The organism is Luteimonas saliphila (genome assembly GCF_016774335.1).
GTDB lineage: Bacteria > Pseudomonadota > Gammaproteobacteria > Xanthomonadales > Xanthomonadaceae > Luteimonas > Luteimonas saliphila.
In genome coordinates this window covers 13053-32042 of sequence record NZ_JAETWA010000047.1, presented here as the reverse complement: position 1 = coordinate 32042, position 18990 = coordinate 13053, and the positions used below count along the sequence as shown (strand labels likewise).

Sequence of the window (18990 nt, the reverse complement as noted above, 5' to 3'; positions counted from 1 at the left end):
CTGCTGACGCAGCGGCGGTCGGAGGGCGGGGCATCAGCGCACCAGCTGCAGGATGTCGTTGTAGAACGCCAGGCCCATCAAGCTAGCCAACAGCACCAGGCCGACATACTGCCCGGCGGCCATCGCACGTTCGCTTAACGGACTGCCCTTGACCAACTCGATAAGGTAATACAACAGGTGTCCGCCGTCCAAGAGCGGGATCGGCAGCAGGTTGAGAATGGCGATGCTCAGCGACAGCAGGGCCAGGATGGTCAGGTACCAGGCCACGCCCTGGCTGGCGTAGGCATTGGTGGCGCGGGCGATGGTCAGCGGCCCGGCCACGGTGTTCTCCAGCGCCAGGCGGCCGGAGAAGGCACGCTGGACCATGCCCAGCAACTGGCCGGAGAGGTGTCCGATCTCGCGTGCGGCGACCGGGATCGCGGCGACCGGCCCGTACTGCTGCAGGGCGTCCTTGGGCGGCAGCTCGATGCTGGCCGGCGCTTCGATCCCCAGGACCCAGCGCCGGTGGCCGCGTTCGTCGGTGAATTCGCGCGGCTGCAGCGGGAAGGCCAGACGCTCGCCGTCGCGGGTCACCTCGACCATCGCGTCGCCACCACGCTCGCCCAGCGCCTGCAGCAGCGGGCCGATGTCCTCGAAACGTTCGACCGGACGGCCGTCGATCGCGGTGATCCGGTCGCCCTCGGCCAGCGTGCCCCAGGCGGCGCCATCCGGCAGGACCCGGCCGATCTCGGCGGGAATGGTGAAGTGCCGCGGCATCAGCCCGATGCTGCGGACGACCTGGCGCTGGTCGAAGTCCTCCGGCAGCGCAGACAGGCGCAGCGACACCTGGCGCTCGCTGCCCTGGGCGTCGGCGACCCGCAGCGGCACGTCGGCGCGGTCGAGCGCGGCCGGCAGCAGGGCCATCTGCAGTTCCATCCAGGTCGGGGTCTCGCGCCCGCCCACCGCCAGCACGCGGTCCTCGCCGCGCAGGCCGGATTCGGCGGCGATCCCGGTCGAGGGACCGAGCACCGGGGCGTAGTCGGGCCGGCCGATCACGAACATCGCCCACAGCAGGGCGTAGCACAGGATCAGGTTGGCGGCGGGTCCGGCGGCGACGATCGCGATGCGCTTCCAGACCGACTGGCGGTTGAAGGCCTGCGCCGCCTCGGCCGCGGGCACGTCGGCCTCGCGCTCGTCGAGCATCTTCACGTAGCCGCCGAGCGGAATCGCCGCGATCCGGTATTCGGTGCCGTCCTTCGCGAAACGCTTCCACAGCGCGCCGCCGAAGCCGATCGAGAAGCGCAGCACCCGGACCCCGCAGCGGCGCGCGACCCAGAAGTGCCCGAATTCGTGGATGGTCACGAGGATGCCGAGGCTCACGATCAGCCACCAGGCGGAGCCGAGGAACTCAGTCATGGCGGCGCTTCATCGCAGGGTACCCGTGGCAATGGCGTGTTCGGCATGACGCCGCGCGCGGGCATCGGCATCGCCGAGCGCCGCCAGCGACGACGCCGGTTCCGCCGCGATCGCCGCGAGGGCATCCTCGACCAGCGCGGCAATGGACAGGAAACCGATCCGCCCCTGAAGAAAGGCTGAAACCGCGACCTCGTTCACTGCATTCAGGATCGCCGGGGCGGTTCCGCCTGTCCGCAGCGCCTCCCGGGCGAGGCGCAGGCAGGGGAAGGTGGCAAGGTCCGGTGGCTCGAACTCGAGCCGGCCGTGCGCGGCGAGATCGAGCGCGCCGACCCCCGAGGCGATGCGCGCCGGCCAGCCCAGGCCCACCGCCAGCGAGGTGCGCATGTCCGGCAGCCCGAGCTGGGCCAGGGTCGAGCCGTCGACGAATTCGACCAGCGAATGGACCAGGCTCTGCGGGTGCACCAGCACGTCCAGGCGCTCGTCGGGCAGGCCGAACAGGTGGCGGGCCTCGATCAGTTCCAGGCCCTTGTTCATCAGCGTCGCCGAGTCCACCGAGATCTTCGGGCCCATCGACCACTTCGGGTGCGCCACCGCTTGCTGCGGGGTGACCCCGGCCAGTTGCGCGCGGCTGCGGCCGCGGAACGGGCCGCCCGATGCGGTCAGGGTGATGCGCTGCACTTCGGTCCCGGCCGGCCTTCCATGCAGGCACTGGAAGATGGCGTTGTGCTCGCTGTCGATCGGCACGATGGTCGAACCGGCCTCGCGCGCCGCAGCGATCAGCAGTTCGCCGGCCAGCACCAGCGATTCCTTGTTGGCCAGCAGCAGGCGCTTGCCGGCGCGGGCGGCGGCGAGGGTCGAGTCGAGGCCCGCCGCGCCGACGATCGCCGCGACCACGGTGTCGCAGGCTTCGCTGGCGACCAGCGCCGTCAGCGCTTCCGGCCCGGCGTGCGCCTGCGTGGACAGGCCTGCGTGTCGCAGGCCCTCGCGCAGCGTCGCCAGGCCCGACGTGTCGCCGACCACGGCGTGCTCGGGTCGATGCGTCGCGCACAGCGCGACCAGCGCCGCCACGTTGCCGCCGGCCGCGAGCACGCTGGCGCGTATGGTCTCGGGATGACGGGCGATGACGTCGAGCGCCGAACCGCCGATCGAGCCGGTCGCGCCGAGGACTGCGACGCGCTGCATCAGAACCCGAGCCAGATCTTCGCCACGGCGAACACCGGCAGCGCGGCGAGCACGCTGTCGACCCGGTCGAGCACGCCGCCGTGGCCGGGGATCAGGGTGCCCGAATCCTTGGCGCCGACATGGCGCTTGAGCAGGCTTTCGAACAGGTCGCCGACCACCGAGAACAGCACCGTCGCCGCCGCCGCCAGCGCCACCAGCGGCAACTGGCCCGGGGCCGCACCGGCCAGCGGCGCCATCGCCAGCGCCACCAGTACGCCGGCCGCGACGCCGCCGACGAGGCCTTCGATGGTCTTGTTCGGGCTGATCCGCGGCGCCAGCCTGCGGCCGCCGAACCACTTGCCGCCGAACTTGCGGCCGGCGAAATACGCACCGGTGTCGGTCGCCCAGACGATCATCAGCGCGGTCAGCAGCCAGACGTGTCCCTGCGGCACCAGCGGCCAGGCGGTGGGTGCGGGATCGCCGGCATGGATCGCCGCCAGCGCGCACCAGGCCGGCACCACCGCCAGGGTGCCGGCGGCCAGCTTGAACACCCGCGCATGGGTGTCGTGGTCGGAGGCGAAGTCGTAGCGTCGCAGCCACAGCATCGCCACCAGCCACCAGACCACGCCGAACATGCTGACCAGCTTGAACAGCACCAGCGAACCGCCGCTGTCGGTGGGCGAGGCCCAGACCAGGGCCGCCATCAGCAGCAGGTTGGCCAGCAGCAGGAGCGTGCGCTGCAGGGTGTCGTCGATGTCCGAGAGGCGGAACCATTCCCACAGGGCGGCGAGGAACACGATCGCCGCCAGCGCGACCAGCCACGGGGTCGGCAGCAGGAGCACCCCGGCAATGGCCAGTGGCGCCATCAGCAGGGCGGCGAATACGCGGGTCCGGGTCAAGGGGGGGCACTCCCGTGCGTGGAGGATCGGACGCCGGAGACCTGTTCCCCGGTCAGCCCGTAGCGGCGCTCGCGGGCGCCGAAGTCGCGGAGCGCCTCGTGCAGTGTGGCCGCATCGAGGTCCGGCCACAGCGTTTCGGTGAACCAGAGTTCGGTGTAGGCGAGCTGCCAGAGCAGGAAATTGCTGATCCGGCAGTCGCCGCCGGTGCGGATGAACAGGTCCGGCGGCGGCAGGTCTGCCAGGGCGACGCGCGCCGCGACCGCGGCTTCGTCGATCTGGTCCGGCCGCAGCCGCCCGGCGGCGACATCCTCGGCGAGCGCACGTGCTGCCGAGGCGATGTCCTGGCGCCCGCCGTAGCTGGCGGCGATCGCCAGGGTCAGGCGGGTGTTGTTGCGGGTGAGCGTTTCGGCGGCCTGCATGCGCGCGCGGATGTCGGCCGGGAAGCGCGCGCGGTCGCCGATGAAGCGCACTTCCACGCCGCGGCGGTGCAACTCCTCCACCTCGCGGTCGAGCGCGGCCAGGAACAGCTTCATCAGCGCGCCCACCTCCTCCTCCGGCCGGCCCCAGTTCTCGCTGGAAAACGCGAACAGGGTCAGCGCCCGGATCCCCTGGTCGAGGCAGAAGTCGATGCAGACGTTGACCGCGCGCGCCCCGGCGCGGTGCCCGATCGCGCGCGGCCGCCGGCGGCGCGTCGCCCAGCGGCCGTTGCCGTCCATGATGATCGCGACGTGCCTGGGCACGTCGCGGTGAGGGGCGATGGTTGATTGGTGATTCGGAAGAGCGCGGTCTCGCGAATCCTGGATCTCAGTCAATGCGATGGCCTTTCCCAAGCTTCGGCTTTCACCAATCACGAATCGCCAATCACGGCCCTCTTCAGACCGCCATCAGTTCCTGTTCCTTGCCCTTGACCACCTCGTCGACGTCCTTGATCGCCTTGTCGGTGATCTTCTGGATCTCGTCCTCGCCGCGACGCTCGTCGTCCTCGGAGATCTGCTTTTCCTTGAGCAGTTCCTTGACCTGCTGGATCGCGTCGCGGCGGATGTTGCGGATCGCGACCTTGGCGTCCTCGCCCTCCGCATGCACCACCTTCGACAGCTCCCTGCGGCGCTCCTCGGTAAGCGCCGGCAGGTTCAGGCGGATGGTGGTGCCGGCGGTGGTGGGGGTCAGGCCGAGGTCGGACGCGAGGATCGCCTTCTCGACGGGTCCGACCATCTGCTTCTCCCAGGGGGTGATCGTCAGCGAACGCGCGTCGCTGATCGCCACGCTGGCCACCTGGCTCAGCGGCATGTCCGACCCGTAGTAGTTCACCTTCAGGTGCTCGACCAGCGCGGTCGAGGCCCGGCCGGTGCGGATCTTCACCAGGGTGTGGCGCAGCGCCTCGACGCTCTTGGCCATGCGGGTCTGGGCGTCTTTCTTGATCTCGTTGAGCATCGCCGGCTCCGGTGTCCTCTGGGCTGAGCTGCGGGATTATAGGCGGTGCGGCGTCGGCACGAGTCCGGGCTTCCCGGCCGGCGGCGGGTTTCGTGCAGCGAAGTCCCGCTTCCCGCGGCCCGCGGAGCGGCCGGGCGCCCCTGCACGCGCATGGATCGCTGGCCGGGTCGCGCGGAGTCCGGCAGGTCGGCCCGTGCGGACGAGGATGCGGGCGAGGCATCGGAGCGATCGGCGCGACGTGGCGCCCCGCCGCATCCGGGCTGCCGGCAAGGCTGCATGCCCGGCCCGCTGCGGCGAAGGGTGGTTGCGATGCCGCATGGCGTGGACCCGCCCCGGTGCATGGCGGCCGCAGGCCGCGCTGGGCCGAGGTCCGGAAGGTTCCGCCAGGGAGGGGCGTCAGGCCCGTCCGCGCACCAGGGTGCCGATCGGCTCGCCCTGCAGGATGCGCAGCAGCACGCCCGGCTGGCCCATGTCGAAGATGCGCAGTGGCAGGTCGCTGTCGCGGCACAGCGCGAACGCCGCGGTGTCCATCACCTGCAGGTCGCGCGACAGGACCTCGTCGTAGCTCAGCGAATCGAAGCGCACCGCATCGGCGTGCTTCTTCGGGTCCTTGTCGTACACGCCGTCGACCTTGGTCGCCTTGAGCAGCAGGTCGGCGCCGATCTCGATCGCGCGCAGCGCAGCGCCCGAATCGGTGGTGAAGAACGGATTGCCGGTGCCGGCGGCGAAGATCGCGATCCGGCCCTTCTCGAGATGGCGGATCGCGCGCCGGCGGATGTAGTCCTCGCAGACGTCGTTGATCTTGATCGCGCTCATCACCCGGGCGCGTGCGCCCAGCTTTTCCAGCGCGTCCTGCAGCGCCAGCGCGTTGATCACCGTGGCCAGCATGCCCATCTGGTCTCCGGTCACCCGGTCCATGCCGCCGGCCGCGAGTCCCGCGCCGCGGAAGATGTTGCCGCCACCGACCACCACGCCGATCTCGGCGCCCGCCTGTTGCGCCTCGATCACCTCGCGCGCCAGCCGGCCGATGACCTTCGGGTCGATCCCGTAGTCCTCGTCGCCCATCAGCGCCTCGCCGGACAGCTTCAGCAGGACGCGGCGATAGGCGAGCTGGGACATCCGGACCTCGGGGCTGGGGGGCGCGGGGATTCTAGCCGATCGCCGTCGATGCCGGTTCCGCGTCGGGCCTCCCGCCCGATTCACCCCCCCTGCGCGGCGACCTGGTTGCGGCCATCGCGCTTGGCGCCGTAGAGCGCCTCGTCCGCGGCCCGCAGCAGCTCGTCGGCACTGGCGAACTGGTCGCTGCCGCCCTGGCAGGCCAGTCCCGCGGAGAAGGTGATGTACAGGGGAACGCCGTCGATCAGCGCCATCGGCGTGCGCGAGATCTCCGCCAGGATCCGCTCGAGCGTGGCACGCGCGTCGATCGCGTCGCAATTGCCGAGCACGATCAGGAATTCCTCGCCGCCGTAGCGCGCGAGCAGGTCGCTCTGCCGCAGCTGAGCGGCCAGGCAGCGGGTGAATTCCTGCAGCACCTGGTCGCCGACCAGGTGGCCGTGGCGATCGTTGATGCGTTTGAAGTCGTCCAGGTCGATGAAGGCGATCGACAGCGGCCGGTCGTGGCGCAGCGCTTCCTCGAACTCGCGCTCCAGCACCTCCTCCAGTTGCAGGCGGTTGTAGGCGCCGGTGAGCGGATCGCGTCGTACCTGTTCGGACAGGTCGCGCGTCCGGGCCTTGAGGACCTCGATCTCGCGCCTGGCGTCGGCCGCGTTGCGGATCTCGATCAGGTTGCGCACCACCATCAGTTCCTGCACCCGGCCGTGGAGCGCGCGCAGCTCGCGCGGGTGCTCCAGGCGGACATCGAACAGGGTGGCCAGTTCCGGTGCGGACGCCGACAGGCGTTCGAGCAGGCGCGCGATTTCCAGTCCCGTCAGCCCGGTGCGGCGCTCCAGTTCGGCGGCGATCGCCCGCAGTTGCTCCGGCGTGCCCGCCTGCAGCCAGAGGTCCGCGAGCAGGCCGGAGCCCGCGACGCAGGCGAGTTCGGGATCGCCCTCGTAGTGCCCGCATTCGTGGCGGGCGATGATCCGCTGCAGGTAGGCGGGCAGGTTCCAGCGCGCCGCCAGCCAGGCGCCGACCTCGGCATGGTCGCTGCCGAACAGCTCGCGTTCGCGCTCCAACGGCAGGATGCCGGCGGGTACGTTGCCGAGCTCGGCGTAGCGGTCCGGCAGGACCTGGATCAGGGCCAGCGCCCCGATGTCCTGCAGCAGTCCGCCGAGCATCAGTTCTTCCAGCCGCTCCAGGCCGGCACGCTCGCCGAGCAGGCGGCTGGCCATGGCGCTCAGCACGCTCCGGCGCCAGAAGTGCTCCCGCGCCGCCGCGATCGGGCCGCCACCGCGCATCGTGGCCGCCAGCGAGAACCCGAGCGCCAGGGTGATCGCCGCGTTCAGGCCGAGCAGGGCGAGCGCCCGCGAGACCGTCGCCGACGGACGCCGGGTGGCGCTGGCGAACAGCGGCGAGTTGGCGATGCGCAGGATCCTGGCGCTGAGCGCGGCGTCGAGGTTGATCACCTCGGCGGTGGCGGCCAGGTGGGCGGCGGGGTCCTGGGCGAGCGCGATGACCCGCAGGGCGACACCGGGCGGAGTCGGCAGGTCGCCGCAGCGGTCGAGCAGGATTTCGAACTCCGGGTGCATCGAACTGCTGGCTCCGTGCGGACTGGGCCGACCGCCTGGACGTTCCGGGGGCGGGGGTGGGCGCCTTCGTTATCGGCCGGACGTGGGACAGCTGAAGTGGATGGCGATGGCCACCGCGGAAAGCGTCGCAGCGTCCGCCGCGCTCATGGCGCCGGGTTGCCGGCGCCATGCTTCAGATGGCGGCCCGGGCACGTGCGCTGGCGCTTGCTTGCGGAGTCGGCGCGAGGGTCGCGCGCGAGACACCCCGGCGGCGGCAGGGCGGGGCCTGCGAGGCGTGGCCCCGCCATCGTCCTCACACCCGGGGGCGTAGTATCGGTTCGATGCCGTCCGCCGCGGTCGGCAGAGGGGTTTCGTGGACAGTCAGGATGACCGGATCGCTCTTGCCGTGGCGCAGCGGGCCGGGGAAGGTGCGGACGCGGCGCGGATCGCCGAGGCGATCGGCGAGATATGGGATGGGATCGATGTCGCGCTGGCGCCGGTCATCGGCCAGCGCGGCGTGGCCGCGCTCTACAGGCGCAGCCTGCATCTCGCCGCCGCGGCGCATCCCTGGCTGGAGTTGCGGGAGGACGCCCAGGCGCCCGCGGACCTCGTGGCCCTCAAGTCGGCGATCTCGCGCCAGGACCACCCCGCCGAGGCCACCGCCGGCGCAGTCGCCCTGCTGCAGGCTTTCCAGAGTGTGCTGACCAGCCTGATCGGCCCTTCGCTCACCCGGCGGCTGCTCGACGCCGTCTGGACGCCCCCTTCCCCTTCCAGCGGCTTGCCCGCCCAGGATCCAGCGCCATGACCTCTGTCACCATCAACCGCCTGGCCACCGGCGTCCCCGGCCTGGACGACGTGCTGGGCGGCGGCCTGCCGGAATACTCGTTCAACCTGATCGCCGGGCCGCCGGGCAGCGGCAAGACCACGCTGGCGCACCAGATGATGTTCGCGCTGGCGACGCCGGAGCGCCCGGCGCTGTACTTCACCGTGCTCGGTGAGCCGCCGTTGAAGATGCTGCGTTACCAGCAGCAGTTCGCGTACTTCGACAGTGCGGCGATCAACCGGTCGATCCGCATGATCAACCTCTCCGAGGAGACCGGTACCGGCGACCTGGACCGCGTGCTGGCCCGGATCGTCGAGGCGATGGAGGCGCATGCCCCGGCGCTGGTGTTCGTGGATTCGTTCCGCTCCGTGGTGCTCGCCAGCGGCTCCGCCGGTACCGGGCACAACCAGTTGCAGCAGTTCGTGCAGCAGCTCGGGATGCTGATGACCAGCTGGCAGGCCACGACCTTCCTGATCGGCGAGTACTTCACCGAGACCGGCCCCAACCCGATCTTCACCATCGCCGACGGGCTGATCTGGCTGCGCCAGAGCGTCGAGCGCAATTCGATGGTGCGCAAGATGGAGATCATGAAGATGCGCGGACAGCCGACGCTGCCGGGGCTGCACACCTTCCGCATCGGCGGGGCCGGCATCAAGGTGTTCGCGCCGGCACGCGTTCCGGTGGACGCGATCGACAAGCTTCCGGCGCGCGACGACGTGCGACTGCGGATGGGCGTGCCGCGGCTGGACGACATGCTCGGCGGCGGCCTGCCCCGCGGCTACTCGTTGCTGGTGGCCGGGCCCTCGGGCTCGGGCAAGAGCATCCTCGCCGCTTCCTTCCTGGCCGAGGGCGTGCGCGCTGGCGATGCGGGCGTCATCGCGGTCTTCGAGCAGCGCCCGGACCGGCTGCGCAACCGCCAGCTGGCCGAGCTGATCGCAGCCGACCAGGTCGGCCTGGTGGACACCCGCGCGCCCGACCTGTCGATCGACGAGATCGTGCTGCTGATCCTGGACGAGGTGCGCCGGCGCAAGGCCAGCCGCGTGGTCATCGATTCGCTCTCGGGTTTCGAGCTCGCGGTGGCACCGACCTTCCGCCACGACTTCCGCGAGAACCTCTCGCGCATGGTCGCCGCGCTCGCCGCCGCCGGCCTCACCGTGCTGATGACCTCCGAACTCGAGGATCGCTACACCGACCTGCGCTTCAGTCCCTATGGCACCGCGTTCCTGACCGACGCGATCATCGTCCAGCGTTACATCGAGGTGGAGAGCCGGCTGCGGCGGGTGATGGCGGTGGTCAAGGTGCGTTCGAGCGGGCACTCGGATGAGCTGCGCGAGTACACCATCGACGGAAGCGGCCTTCGCATCGGCGAGAAGCTCGCCGAACAGGAAGGGCTGCTCGGCGGCAGGCCGACGAGCAAACGCGCACACGATCGGTCTGCCGCGGCCGGCGACGACGGCTAGGCGGCACGATGGCTGTCCCCGGCAACAAGAAGGATGGGTCCGCGACGGAGGAAGCCGCGCGGGATCTGTCGCGACTGCAGGAGCAGGCCGGGCAGGCCCGTGCCGACTTGGTGCGCCTGCAGCAGCAGGTGGTCGAAGCCGAAAACCGTCTCGACAGCCGTCGGGAGGCGCAACTGGTCGAAGTCAACGAGCAGTTGCTGTGCTCGGCCCTCGCCGCGCGGGTCGATGCCGACACGTGCAAGGAGACCTTGCAGGAGATGTCGCGATCGCAGGGGCACGATGCCCTGACCGAACTGCCCAACCGGTTGCTCCTGCTCGACCGGTTCGCACAGGCCATCGCGCATGCGAACCGGCACGGTACGCGCCTGGCCCTGCTGTTCCTGGACATCGACCACTTCAAGCAGATCAACGATACCTTCGGCCACCCGGTCGGCGACGAGGTGCTGAAGCTGGCCGCCCGCCGCCTGACGGCGGCGGTCCGCGACGTGGACACCGTCTCGCGCCACGGTGGCGACGAGTTCCTGATCCTGCTCACCGAGCTGTCCCAGGCCGCGGATGCGGTCGACGTGGCCCACAAGCTGACCGCGGCCCTCGGCGTGCCCGACCGCGTCGGCGGACACGTCCTGCGGCTGACCGCGAGCATCGGCATCAGCATCTACCCGGAGCATGGGGAGGATGCCGATACGCTGATCGACCATGCGGATGCGGCGATGTACGGCGCCAAGCGTCGCGGTCTGGGTAACTGCGTCTTCAGCGAGAACGGAACGGAGGATGCGCGATCGCCGGGCGTCGCCGCGTTGAGACATCCGCTGACCCCGTACGAACTGGCGCTGGTCGAGCACGATCGCCGCTATGAACAGCTCCGGGAGGCGAACGAGCAACTGGTGCTGGCGGCGCTGACCGCCCAGGATCTGCAGGCCGCGGCGCAACGGTCGCAGCGCCAGCAGAAGGAGTTCCTGGCGATGATGGCGCACGAGCTGCGCAATCCGCTGACCTCGATCCGCCTCGCCTCGACCATGCTCGCGCAGTCCGAGGGTGGCGATCCGGCGCGGATGCAGGCGATCATCGAGCGCGAGGTGACGCACATGGCCCGCGTGGTCAGCGACCTGCTCGACATCTCCCGCGCCAACACCGGCAAGCTGCGGCTCGAACGATGCACCGTGGACCTGGCCGGGATCGTCGACGCGGCGATCGATGCCTGCCGGCCGGCGATGGACATGCGCCTGCAGCAGCTGACCGTGCAACTGCCCGTGCGCGCTGTCGCCGTGGATGGCGACCCGGTGCGCCTGGTGCAGGTGCTCAGCAACCTGCTCGACAACGCCTCCAAGTACACGCCGGAAGCGGGCCGGATCGGGCTTTCCGTCGCGGTGCTCGGCGACACGGTGGCGATCACCGTCGCCGACAGCGGGATCGGCATCAGTGCCGAGGCCCTGCCGGACGTGTTCGAACCGTTCGTGCAGGAGGGTCACGCGATCGGCTTCAACGGCGTCGGCCTCGGCATCGGCCTGACCGTGGTGCGCGAACTGGTCGAGGCCCACGGCGGCAGCGTGGTCGCGACCAGCGCCGGGCCCGGACAGGGCAGCCGGTTCGTGGTCACGTTGCCGTTGCTTCGATAGGCCCGGCCCTGTGCGCGGGAGAAACCCGCGGACATGAAAAAAGCCGCGCTTTCGCGCGGCTTCGTTCAATGGCTGCGATCGCGCGAAGTCAGGCCAGGCCGGCCTGCTTCATCACTTCGGCGGCGTAGTCCTCGACCACCTTCTCGATGCCCTCGCCGACGGCCAGGCGCTGGAAGCCGACGACTTCGGCGCCGGCGCCCTTGAGCACGGCCTCGACGCTCTTGTCGGTGTCGAGCACGTAGGGCTGGCCGTACAGGCTGACCTCGTTGACGATCTTGGCGATCTTGCCGCCGATGATCTTCTCGAGGATCTCGGCCGGCTTGGCGCGGTCCTTCTCGGACATCTTCGCCAGCTCGATCTCCTTTTCCTTGGCGATGAAGTCGGCCGGCACGTCGCTCTGCCTGTTGTGCGGCGGGTTCATCGCCGCGACATGCATCGCCAGACCGCGGGCGAGGTCGGCGTCGCCGCCCTTGACCTCGACCAGCACGCCGATCTTGCCGCCGTGCACGTACGCGGCGACGTTGTTGCCGCTGTCGATGCGGGCCAGGCGCCGCACCTGCACGTTCTCGCCGACCTTGGCGATCACGGCCGCGCGCGCTTCCTCGACGGTCTCGCCGGCCGGCAGCTTCGTGGCCTTGAGCGCCTCGACGTCGCCGGCGCCCAGCGCGGCCTTGGCCACCGCCTCGGTGAAGGCGACGAAGTTCTCGTCCTTGGCGACGAAGTCGGTCTCGGAGTTGATCTCGACCAGCACGGCCTTGCCGCCGTCCTGCGCTGCGGCGATGCGGCCTTCCGCGGCGACGCGGCTGGCCTTCTTGTCGGCCTTGGCCAGGCCCGACTTGCGCAGCGCCTCGGCGGACGCGTCGATGTCGCCGTTGTTCTCGGTGAGCGCCTTCTTGCACTCCATCATGCCGGCGCCGGTACGCTCGCGCAGTTCCTTGACCAGGGATGCGGTGATTTCCATCGGGGACCTCGGATTCTAAAAAAATGACCGGCGGGCAGGGCCCGCCGCTGGATTCGTGACGGCTGACGTGGGGACGACGGCCGCGATCGCAACCGCGGCAGGGTGCCGCGGCTGCATTGCCGCAGGATTACCCGGCGGCCTGGGCCTCGTCGGCCTTGGCAGGCTCGGCGGCTTCGGCCGGTTCGGCGGCCTTCGCGGCCGCGGCGACGTCGTCGGCCTTCTTCGCCGGCGCGCGACGGCCCGGCTTGGCGTCGCCCTCGACGAACTCCTCCTCGCGCACGTTCGCGGCGTTCGGTGCGGCGGCCTTGCCTTCGAGCACCGCGTCGGCGGCGGCGCCGGCGTACAGCTGCACGGCGCGGATCGCATCGTCGTTGCCGGGGATGGCGTAGTCCACCAGCGCCGGGTCGTAGTTGGTGTCGACCACCGCCACCACCGGGATGCCGAGCTTCTTGGCTTCCTTGACCGCGATGTCCTCGTGGCCGATGTCGATCACGAACAGCGCGTCGGGCAGGCGGTTGAGGTCCTTCAGGCCGCCGAGCGAGGACAGCAGCTTGTCGCGCTCGCGACGCAGGCCCAGGACCTCGTGCTTGACCAGCTTGTCGAAGGTGCCGTCGGTCTCGGCCGCTTCCAGTTCCTTCAGGCGCGCGACCGACTGCTTGACGGTGCGGAAGTTGGTCAGCGTGCCGCCCAGCCAGCGCTGGGTCATGTACGGCATGCCGCAGCGCTCGGCCTCTTCCTTGACCGCGTCGCGCGCGCTGCGCTTGGTACCGACGAACAGCACGATGCCGCGCTTCTGGGCGATGCCCGAGATGAAGTTCATCGCGTCGTTGAACAGCGGAACCGTCTTCTCGAGGTTGATGATGTGGATCTTGCCGCGGGCGCCGAAGATGTACGGGGCCATCTTCGGGTTCCAGTAGCGCGTCTGGTGGCCGAAATGGACGCCGGCTTCCAGCATCTGGCGCATGGTGATCTGGGGCATGGTTCGGAACTCCTGGGAATGGAACCGGCCGCCACGGGACAGGATGGGCGGTGCGTCCTGCGCGGCAGGGCGCTCGGTTCCGGGGTTGGGCCTCCCCGCTGCCTCCGTGGCCAGATCCTGCGTCCTGGTGGACGCGGGACACCCCGGCACGGGTGCTTGCAGCGGGTGTGTATTCGCCTGCGTCGAGACCGACGCGACGCCCGGCGTGGGCGACTGGGCCGGGTGTTGGCCCTGCACAGCCGCGGAATCATAGCGTGGCGGGGTGCTCAGGTAAACCCGCCTGGGCAGGAGCAGGCGCGGGCTCGGGGCCGCCGGGCCGATTCGGCGGTCCGGCCCTGTCCGCAGCGCCAGCCGCCGCCGGCGGCGGCCGCGACGTCGGCTGGGCATCGGGCCCACCTGCCGTCAGCGCCGGCATGTCCCGGCGGCGGGTCCCGCTCGCGGCCGAAGACTGCGGTTCGCGACGGGACCTCAGCGTCGCCAGCGAGACCCTCGCCATCGCCGGCCGGCTGTTTTCCGGCCCGCGGCAGGAATCGGGGATAATGGCCGCCTATGTCCGTGATCCCCAAGACTCCCGAACAGGTCGAGAAGATGCGCGTGGCCGGCCGGCTCGCGGCCGAAGTGCTGCAGGTCGTGGCCGAACACGTGAAGCCCGGCGTCAGCACCGAAGAGCTCGACCGCATCTGCCACGACCACATCGTCCATGTGCAGAAGGCGGTCCCGGCGAACCTGGGCTACAAGGGCTACCCGAAGACCACCTGCATCTCGGCCAACAACGTCATCTGCCACGGCATCCCGAGCCAGGCCAAGGTGCTCAAGGACGGCGACATCATCAATATCGACGTCACCGTCATCAAGGACGGCTGGCACGGCGACACCAGCCGCATGTACTACGTCGGCACGCCCTCGGTGATGGCCAGGCGGCTGGTGGAGGTCACCCGCGAGGCGCTGTTCCGCGGCATCCGCGCGGTCCGGCCCGGCGCCACTCTCGGCGACATCGGCCACGCCATCCAGGAATACGCCGAAGGCCAGCGCTTCAGTGTGGTGCGCGAGTACTGCGGCCACGGCATCGGCAAGGTCTACCACGAGGACCCGCAGGTGCTGCACTACGGCCGGCCGGGCGAGGGCCTGGTGTTCCAGCCCGGCATGACCTTCACCATCGAGCCGATGATCAACGAAGGCACGCGCTTCACCCGGCTGCTGCCGGACGGCTGGACCGTGGTCACCAAGGACCGCAAGCTGTCGGCGCAGTGGGAGCACACCGTGCTGGTGACCGACGGCGGGGTCGAGATCCTGACCCGGTTGCCCGGCGACGACAACGACCTCTGACCGTGTCGGGGTCCCCGGACAGCGACGAGGCCGCCGCGCGCGCCGGAGACGATGCGGCCTGGGCGGCGCTCGCCGCCGAGACGCTGCGCGGACAGGACGCGAGTTTCGCCCAGCGCTTCGACGCCAACGGCGACATCGAGCGCCTGCTGATGGCACGGGTGATCGCGGTCGACGGGCTGGTGCGGCAGGCATGGTCGCGCTCGATCCCGGCCGATGCCGCGCTCACCCTGTTCGCAACGGGCGGCTACGGGCGCGGCGAACTGTTCCCGCGTTCGGACATCGACCTGCTGGTGGTGGTCGGCGAGGACGTGCGCGCAGGCGACACCGACGCGCTGTCGCGCTTGTTCGCCCTGCTGTGGGACGCCGGTCTTCCGGTGGGGCACGCGGTGCGCTCCCTCGACGAATGCACCCAGGCCGCGCAGGACGACCTCACCGTGATGACCTCGCTGATCGAGGCGCGACCGCTGGTCGCCACGCCCGAGATGGCCTTGCGGCTGGAGGCGGCGGTGTCGGTGGACCGGGTCTGGCCGGCGCGCGAGTTCTTCAACGCCAAGCGCGAGGAACTGCGCCAGCGTCACGCCCGCTTCGGCGACACCGCCGACAACCTCGAGCCCAACATCAAGGAAGGCCCGGGCGGTCTGCGCGACATCCACACCCTGCGCTGGATGGCGCGACGGGTGTTCGGCACCCGCGACATCGAATCGCTGATCCCGCTCGGGCACCTGGGCCTGGACGAGTATTCGGCGCTGGAGCGCGAATGGCGGGTACTGGCGCGGCTGCGCTACGGCCTGCACCTGGTCGCCGGCAAGCGCGAGGAGCGGCTGCGCTTCGACTACCAGAAGGCGCTGGCCGCGCGCCTGCAGCACATCGACGACGCCGACAACGCCGCGATCGAGCGGATGATGCAGGACTTCTACCGCAGCGCGGCGATCGTGCAACGCATCGGCGAGCGGCTGCTGCAGCGCTTCGAGGAGCAGATCGAGGGCGACGTGGAGGCGGTGCCGCTGGATGCGGAGTTCGCGATGAAGCGCGGATATCTCGTGGCGCGCGACGAGTTCTGGCCCGGGGGCGACATGACCCGGGTGTTCTGGCTGTTCGCGCTGTGGGCCGACCATCCGGGCGCCAAGGGGCTGCATTCGCGCACCGCGCGCGCGCTGGCCGAATCGCTGCACGCGCTGCCGGCCTACGACGCGGCGTCGCCGGAGCTGCGAGAGGATTTCGTCGCCCTGCTGCGCGGCCCGGGGCCGGTGCGCTCGCTCGAACGCATGGCCAGGCTGGGCGTGCTCGGGCGATGGATTCCTGCGTTCGCGCGGGTGTCCGGGCGCATGCAGTTCGACCTGTTCCACGTCTACACCGTCGACCAGCACACGCTCGCGGTGCTGCGCAACCTCGCCTCGTTCTCCACCGGCATTCCCGATGAACGCTTCTCGTTGGCGCACGAGGTCTGGCCGCTGCTGCGCAAGCCCGAGCTGCTGCTCATCGCCGGCCTGTTCCACGACATCGCCAAGGGCCGCGGCGGCGACCATTCAGAGCTCGGCGCGGTCGACGCGCGCGCGTTCTGCCGGGCGCACGGCTACGGCGAGACCGACACCGCCCTGGTAGAGTGGCTGGTGCTCAAGCACCTGCTGATGTCGACCACGGCGCAGAAGCAGGACATCTCCGACCCCGCGGTGATCCACCGCTTCGCGGTCGAGGTGGCGGACCGCGAGCGGCTCGACTACCTCTACCTGCTGACCTGTGCCGACATCGCCGGCACCTCGCCGAAGCTGTGGAACGCGTGGAAGGACCGCCTGCTCGCCGACCTGCGCATCGCCACCCGCTACGCGCTGCGACGCGGGCTCGAGCACCGCATCGGCGCCGCCGACCGCATCGCCGAGACCCGCGACAAGGTCACCGGCCTGCTGGTGGCCGAAGGGGTCGACGACATCGAGACGCTGTTCGCGCGTATGCCCGATACCAGTTTCCTGCGCGCGCGCGCCGACCAGGTGGTCTGGCAGGCGCTCGCGCTGCGCCGGGCGGCACCCGGTGCCACCGTGGCGCGCGTGCGCCGGCTGGCCGGCGCGGGCGATGCGCTGGAGGTATTCGTGCACGCGCCGGACCGCGACGGCCTGTTCGCGGCGATCGTCATCACCCTCGACCGGCTCGGGCTCGCGATCCAGCAGGCACGCGCGCTGGACGGCCCAGGGCACACCATCTTCGATACCTTCCAGGTGCTGTCGGTGGACCAGCGGCAGGCGCCGGACATCGCTACGATCGAACGCAAGCTGGCCACGGTGCTGGCCGGCTCGCTCGACGTGCGCCCGGCGCGGCGCGCCCAGCCGCGCCACCTGCGTCATTTCCGGGTGGCGCCGCAGGTCGATTTCGATACCACCGGGGATGGCCATCGCACCGTGATGAGCCTGGTCTGCACCGATCGCCCCGGACTGCTGGCCGACATCGCCGCGGTCCTGCGCCAGCAGCGCATCCGCGTCCACGACGCCCGCATCGCCACCTTCGGCGCGCGTGCCGAGGACGTGTTCCTGGTCAGCGACCGGCGCGACCGCGCGCTCGACGACACCCAGTGCGACGCCCTGCGCGAAGCGCTCCACCACGGCATCGACGGAGAACACAAGGCATGACCGCAGCGGCAAGGGCAACGGATATCCAGCGCACGATCGAGGACGCCTGGGAGCGCCGCACGGACCTCGGCGCCGGGGAAACCGCCGATGCGGTGAAGCCCGCGGTCGAAGGCGCCATGCTCGGCCTGGAAAGCGGCGAACTGCGCGTGGCCGAGCCCGACGGCACGGGTGGCTGGCGGGTCAACGAGTGGCTGAAGAAGGCCGTGCTGCTGTATTTCCGGACCAACGACATGGCGCTGGTGGACGCGCAGCCGGCGCCGTTCTGGGACAAGGTCGAGGCGCGCTTCGCCGGCTTCGACGCGCCCAGGTTCAAGCGGATGGGCGTGCGGGTGGTGCCGGGCGCGGTCGCGCGGCGTGGCACCTATTTCGGCCGCGACGTGGTGCTGATGCCGAGCTTCGTCAACATCGGCGCGTACGTGGGCGAGGGCACGATGGTCGACACCTGGGCCACGGTGGGCTCCTGCGCGCAGATCGGCCGCCACGTCCACCTGTCCGGCGGCGCCGGCATCGGCGGCGTGCTCGAACCGCTGCAGGCCGCGCCCACGATCATCGAGGACCACTGCTTCATCGGTGCGCGTTCGGAGGTGGTCGAAGGCGTGGTCGTGGGTCACCACAGCGTGATCGGCATGGGCGTGTTTCTCGGCCAGTCGACCCGCATCTACGACCGCGCCACCGGCGAGGTGAGTTATGGCTACGTGCCGCCGGGCAGCGTGGTGGTGTCCGGGCAACTGCCGGCGAAGGACGGTTCGCATTCGCTGTACTGCGCCGTGATCGTCAAGCAGGTCGACGAGAAGACCCGCGGCAAGACCAGCGTCAACGACCTGCTGCGAGGACTGGCCGACTGACCGTTCGTTCGATCAGTGGCCGCCACCACCCCCGCGGGGTACTGCCGGCGCGCAGGCCCGATTGAAGAAGGATCGATGCATGACCACGCTCTATGGACTGAAGAACTGCGACACGTGCCGGAAGGCGCTCAAGTGGCTCGACCGATTCGGCGTGCCGTATGCGTTCGTCGACTATCGCGACCACAAGCCCACACCCGAGACGCTGGTGGAGTGGGCCGGCAGGCTGGGCGGGTTCCCGGCGATGGTCAACAAGTCCTCGACCACGTGGCGGCAGTTGCCCGACAACCGCAAGGCTGCCGCCGGCGACGCCGAATGGAAGCTGCTGCTGCGCGAGCATCCGCAGCTGATCCGCCGGCCCGTGGTGGTCACGGACGACGGCGAGATCACGCAGGGCTTCACCGACAACGGATTCAAGAAGCGCTTCGGGGTGGGGCAGTAGCCGGGGGCGACCGGTGCATGTCCAGGGAAGGCCCCCGGCTTTGCCGGGTGACTCGCCATGTCCGACTTCCGCAGCGCTCGGCGTGTCTGCCCTCTCTCCCCGGGGTGATGCCGCATGGCGTGTGCGCCGTTGCGCACAGGGGCCGAACCCATGCGCAGGCAGGACGCGGAGCGCGGGTCGGGTGGGGCGCGACGTAGCGACGGGATGATGCGGAGCGCGAATCATCGGCTCACGACTTGCGCGGTGTCCGAACCCGTCTCGCTCCGGCGGACCCCCATCCGGCGCTTCGCGCCACCTTCTCCCCGAGGGAGAAGGGATCGAAGCTGCCGCCTCCAGGCAGCACACGCCATGCCGGGCCCCTTCGCGGGACT

Annotated in this window: 16 protein-coding genes; 7 read left to right on the top strand and 9 right to left on the bottom strand. The window is 70.4% G+C overall.

Translation table 11 applies throughout. The features are described from left to right. Positions 1 to 33: 33 nt before the first annotated feature. From rseP to JMO03_RS18575, 7 genes are all read right to left on the bottom strand, one after another. Positions 34 to 1395, bottom strand: a complete 1362-nt coding sequence (rseP, locus tag JMO03_RS18605) for an RIP metalloprotease RseP (RefSeq protein ID WP_202845266.1) — start codon at positions 1393 to 1395, stop codon at positions 34 to 36. Between the two features lie 9 nt (positions 1396 to 1404). Continuing rightward, on the bottom strand, positions 1405 to 2592 hold the full coding sequence (locus tag JMO03_RS18600; protein ID WP_425491869.1) for a 1-deoxy-D-xylulose-5-phosphate reductoisomerase: 1188 nt from the start codon (positions 2590 to 2592) through the stop codon (positions 1405 to 1407). After that, positions 2577 to 3455: a phosphatidate cytidylyltransferase gene (locus JMO03_RS18595; protein ID WP_202845264.1), complete on the bottom strand. Its 879-nt coding sequence runs from the start codon at positions 3453 to 3455 to the stop codon at positions 2577 to 2579. Before JMO03_RS18595 ends, JMO03_RS18600 begins: the two co-directional genes overlap by 16 nt. Further along, entirely contained in the window at positions 3452 to 4213 is a 762-nt protein-coding gene (uppS, locus tag JMO03_RS18590; RefSeq protein ID WP_425491868.1) for a polyprenyl diphosphate synthase, read from the bottom strand. Before uppS ends, JMO03_RS18595 begins: the two co-directional genes overlap by 4 nt. Positions 4214 to 4328: 115 nt before the next feature. Next, positions 4329 to 4886, bottom strand: a complete 558-nt coding sequence (gene frr / locus JMO03_RS18585; protein ID WP_149103936.1) for a ribosome recycling factor — start codon at positions 4884 to 4886, stop codon at positions 4329 to 4331. Positions 4887 to 5282: 396 nt separating this feature from the next. Further along, positions 5283 to 6005 carry a UMP kinase gene (pyrH, locus tag JMO03_RS18580; RefSeq protein WP_202845262.1) on the bottom strand — a complete coding sequence of 241 codons (723 nt, stop codon included), beginning with the start codon at positions 6003 to 6005 and terminating at the stop codon, positions 5283 to 5285. An 80-nt stretch (positions 6006 to 6085) separates the two neighbouring features. Next, on the bottom strand, positions 6086 to 7573 hold the full coding sequence (locus JMO03_RS18575; protein WP_202845261.1) for a GGDEF domain-containing protein: 1488 nt from the start codon (positions 7571 to 7573) through the stop codon (positions 6086 to 6088). 385 nt (positions 7574 to 7958) lie between these two features. Here JMO03_RS18575 and JMO03_RS18570 point away from each other — a divergent pair, with 385 nt between their 5' ends. Genes JMO03_RS18570 through JMO03_RS18560 form a run of 3 tightly spaced genes read left to right on the top strand, consistent with a single transcriptional unit; the run spans position 7959 to position 11451 of the window. After that, entirely contained in the window at positions 7959 to 8357 is a 399-nt protein-coding gene (locus tag JMO03_RS18570) for a hypothetical protein (protein WP_202845260.1), read from the top strand. Beyond that, the gene (locus tag JMO03_RS18565; RefSeq protein ID WP_202845259.1) at positions 8354 to 9835 is read left to right on the top strand and encodes an ATPase domain-containing protein; all 1482 of its coding nucleotides are present in this window, start codon (positions 8354 to 8356) and stop codon (positions 9833 to 9835) included. The genes JMO03_RS18570 and JMO03_RS18565 overlap by 4 nt, the downstream gene beginning before the upstream one ends. Before the next feature lie 8 nt (positions 9836 to 9843). Beyond that, positions 9844 to 11451, top strand: a complete 1608-nt coding sequence (locus tag JMO03_RS18560; protein WP_202845258.1) for a diguanylate cyclase domain-containing protein — start codon at positions 9844 to 9846, stop codon at positions 11449 to 11451. A gap of 88 nt (positions 11452 to 11539) precedes the next feature. Here JMO03_RS18560 and tsf read toward each other — a convergent pair whose 3' ends face one another. Both tsf and rpsB read right to left on the bottom strand, forming a co-directional pair. After that, the gene (tsf, locus tag JMO03_RS18555) at positions 11540 to 12412 is read right to left on the bottom strand and encodes a translation elongation factor Ts (protein WP_202845257.1); all 873 of its coding nucleotides are present in this window, start codon (positions 12410 to 12412) and stop codon (positions 11540 to 11542) included. A 127-nt stretch (positions 12413 to 12539) separates the two neighbouring features. After that, a complete protein-coding gene (gene rpsB / locus JMO03_RS18550; RefSeq protein WP_202845256.1) occupies positions 12540 to 13391 on the bottom strand; it encodes a 30S ribosomal protein S2 in 852 nt (283 codons plus the stop codon). Between the two features lie 549 nt (positions 13392 to 13940). Between rpsB and map the strand changes: the two genes are divergently transcribed. The 4 genes from map (at position 13941) to JMO03_RS18530 (ending at position 18619) form a co-directional block, all read left to right on the top strand. After that, positions 13941 to 14717: a type I methionyl aminopeptidase gene (map, locus tag JMO03_RS18545; protein WP_202845255.1), complete on the top strand. Its 777-nt coding sequence runs from the start codon at positions 13941 to 13943 to the stop codon at positions 14715 to 14717. 2 nt (positions 14718 to 14719) lie between these two features. Continuing rightward, complete coding sequence (glnD, locus tag JMO03_RS18540) at positions 14720 to 17335, top strand: [protein-PII] uridylyltransferase (protein WP_337926452.1); 2616 nt, start codon at positions 14720 to 14722, stop codon at positions 17333 to 17335. After that, on the top strand, positions 17332 to 18180 hold the full coding sequence (gene dapD / locus JMO03_RS18535; RefSeq protein ID WP_202845254.1) for a 2,3,4,5-tetrahydropyridine-2,6-dicarboxylate N-succinyltransferase: 849 nt from the start codon (positions 17332 to 17334) through the stop codon (positions 18178 to 18180). The genes glnD and dapD overlap by 4 nt, the downstream gene beginning before the upstream one ends. 79 nt (positions 18181 to 18259) lie before the next feature. Beyond that, entirely contained in the window at positions 18260 to 18619 is a 360-nt protein-coding gene (locus JMO03_RS18530; protein ID WP_202845253.1) for a Spx/MgsR family RNA polymerase-binding regulatory protein, read from the top strand. The last annotated feature ends 371 nt before the right edge of the window (positions 18620 to 18990 follow it).

Coding starts and splice junctions, on each gene's coding strand:
- JMO03_RS18560 (WP_202845258.1), top strand. CDS start 9,844: ATGGCTGTCCCCGGCAACAAGAAGGATGGGTCCGCGACGGAGGAAGCC.
- JMO03_RS18565 (WP_202845259.1), top strand. CDS start 8,354: ATGACCTCTGTCACCATCAACCGCCTGGCCACCGGCGTCCCCGGCCTG.
- JMO03_RS18530 (WP_202845253.1), top strand. CDS start 18,260: ATGACCACGCTCTATGGACTGAAGAACTGCGACACGTGCCGGAAGGCG.
- rseP (WP_202845266.1), bottom strand. CDS start 1,395: ATGACTGAGTTCCTCGGCTCCGCCTGGTGGCTGATCGTGAGCCTCGGC.
- frr (WP_149103936.1), bottom strand. CDS start 4,886: ATGCTCAACGAGATCAAGAAAGACGCCCAGACCCGCATGGCCAAGAGC.
- tsf (WP_202845257.1), bottom strand. CDS start 12,412: ATGGAAATCACCGCATCCCTGGTCAAGGAACTGCGCGAGCGTACCGGC.
- JMO03_RS18575 (WP_202845261.1), bottom strand. CDS start 7,573: ATGCACCCGGAGTTCGAAATCCTGCTCGACCGCTGCGGCGACCTGCCG.
- pyrH (WP_202845262.1), bottom strand. CDS start 6,005: ATGTCCCAGCTCGCCTATCGCCGCGTCCTGCTGAAGCTGTCCGGCGAG.
- map (WP_202845255.1), top strand. CDS start 13,941: ATGTCCGTGATCCCCAAGACTCCCGAACAGGTCGAGAAGATGCGCGTG.
- rpsB (WP_202845256.1), bottom strand. CDS start 13,391: ATGCCCCAGATCACCATGCGCCAGATGCTGGAAGCCGGCGTCCATTTC.
- dapD (WP_202845254.1), top strand. CDS start 17,332: ATGACCGCAGCGGCAAGGGCAACGGATATCCAGCGCACGATCGAGGAC.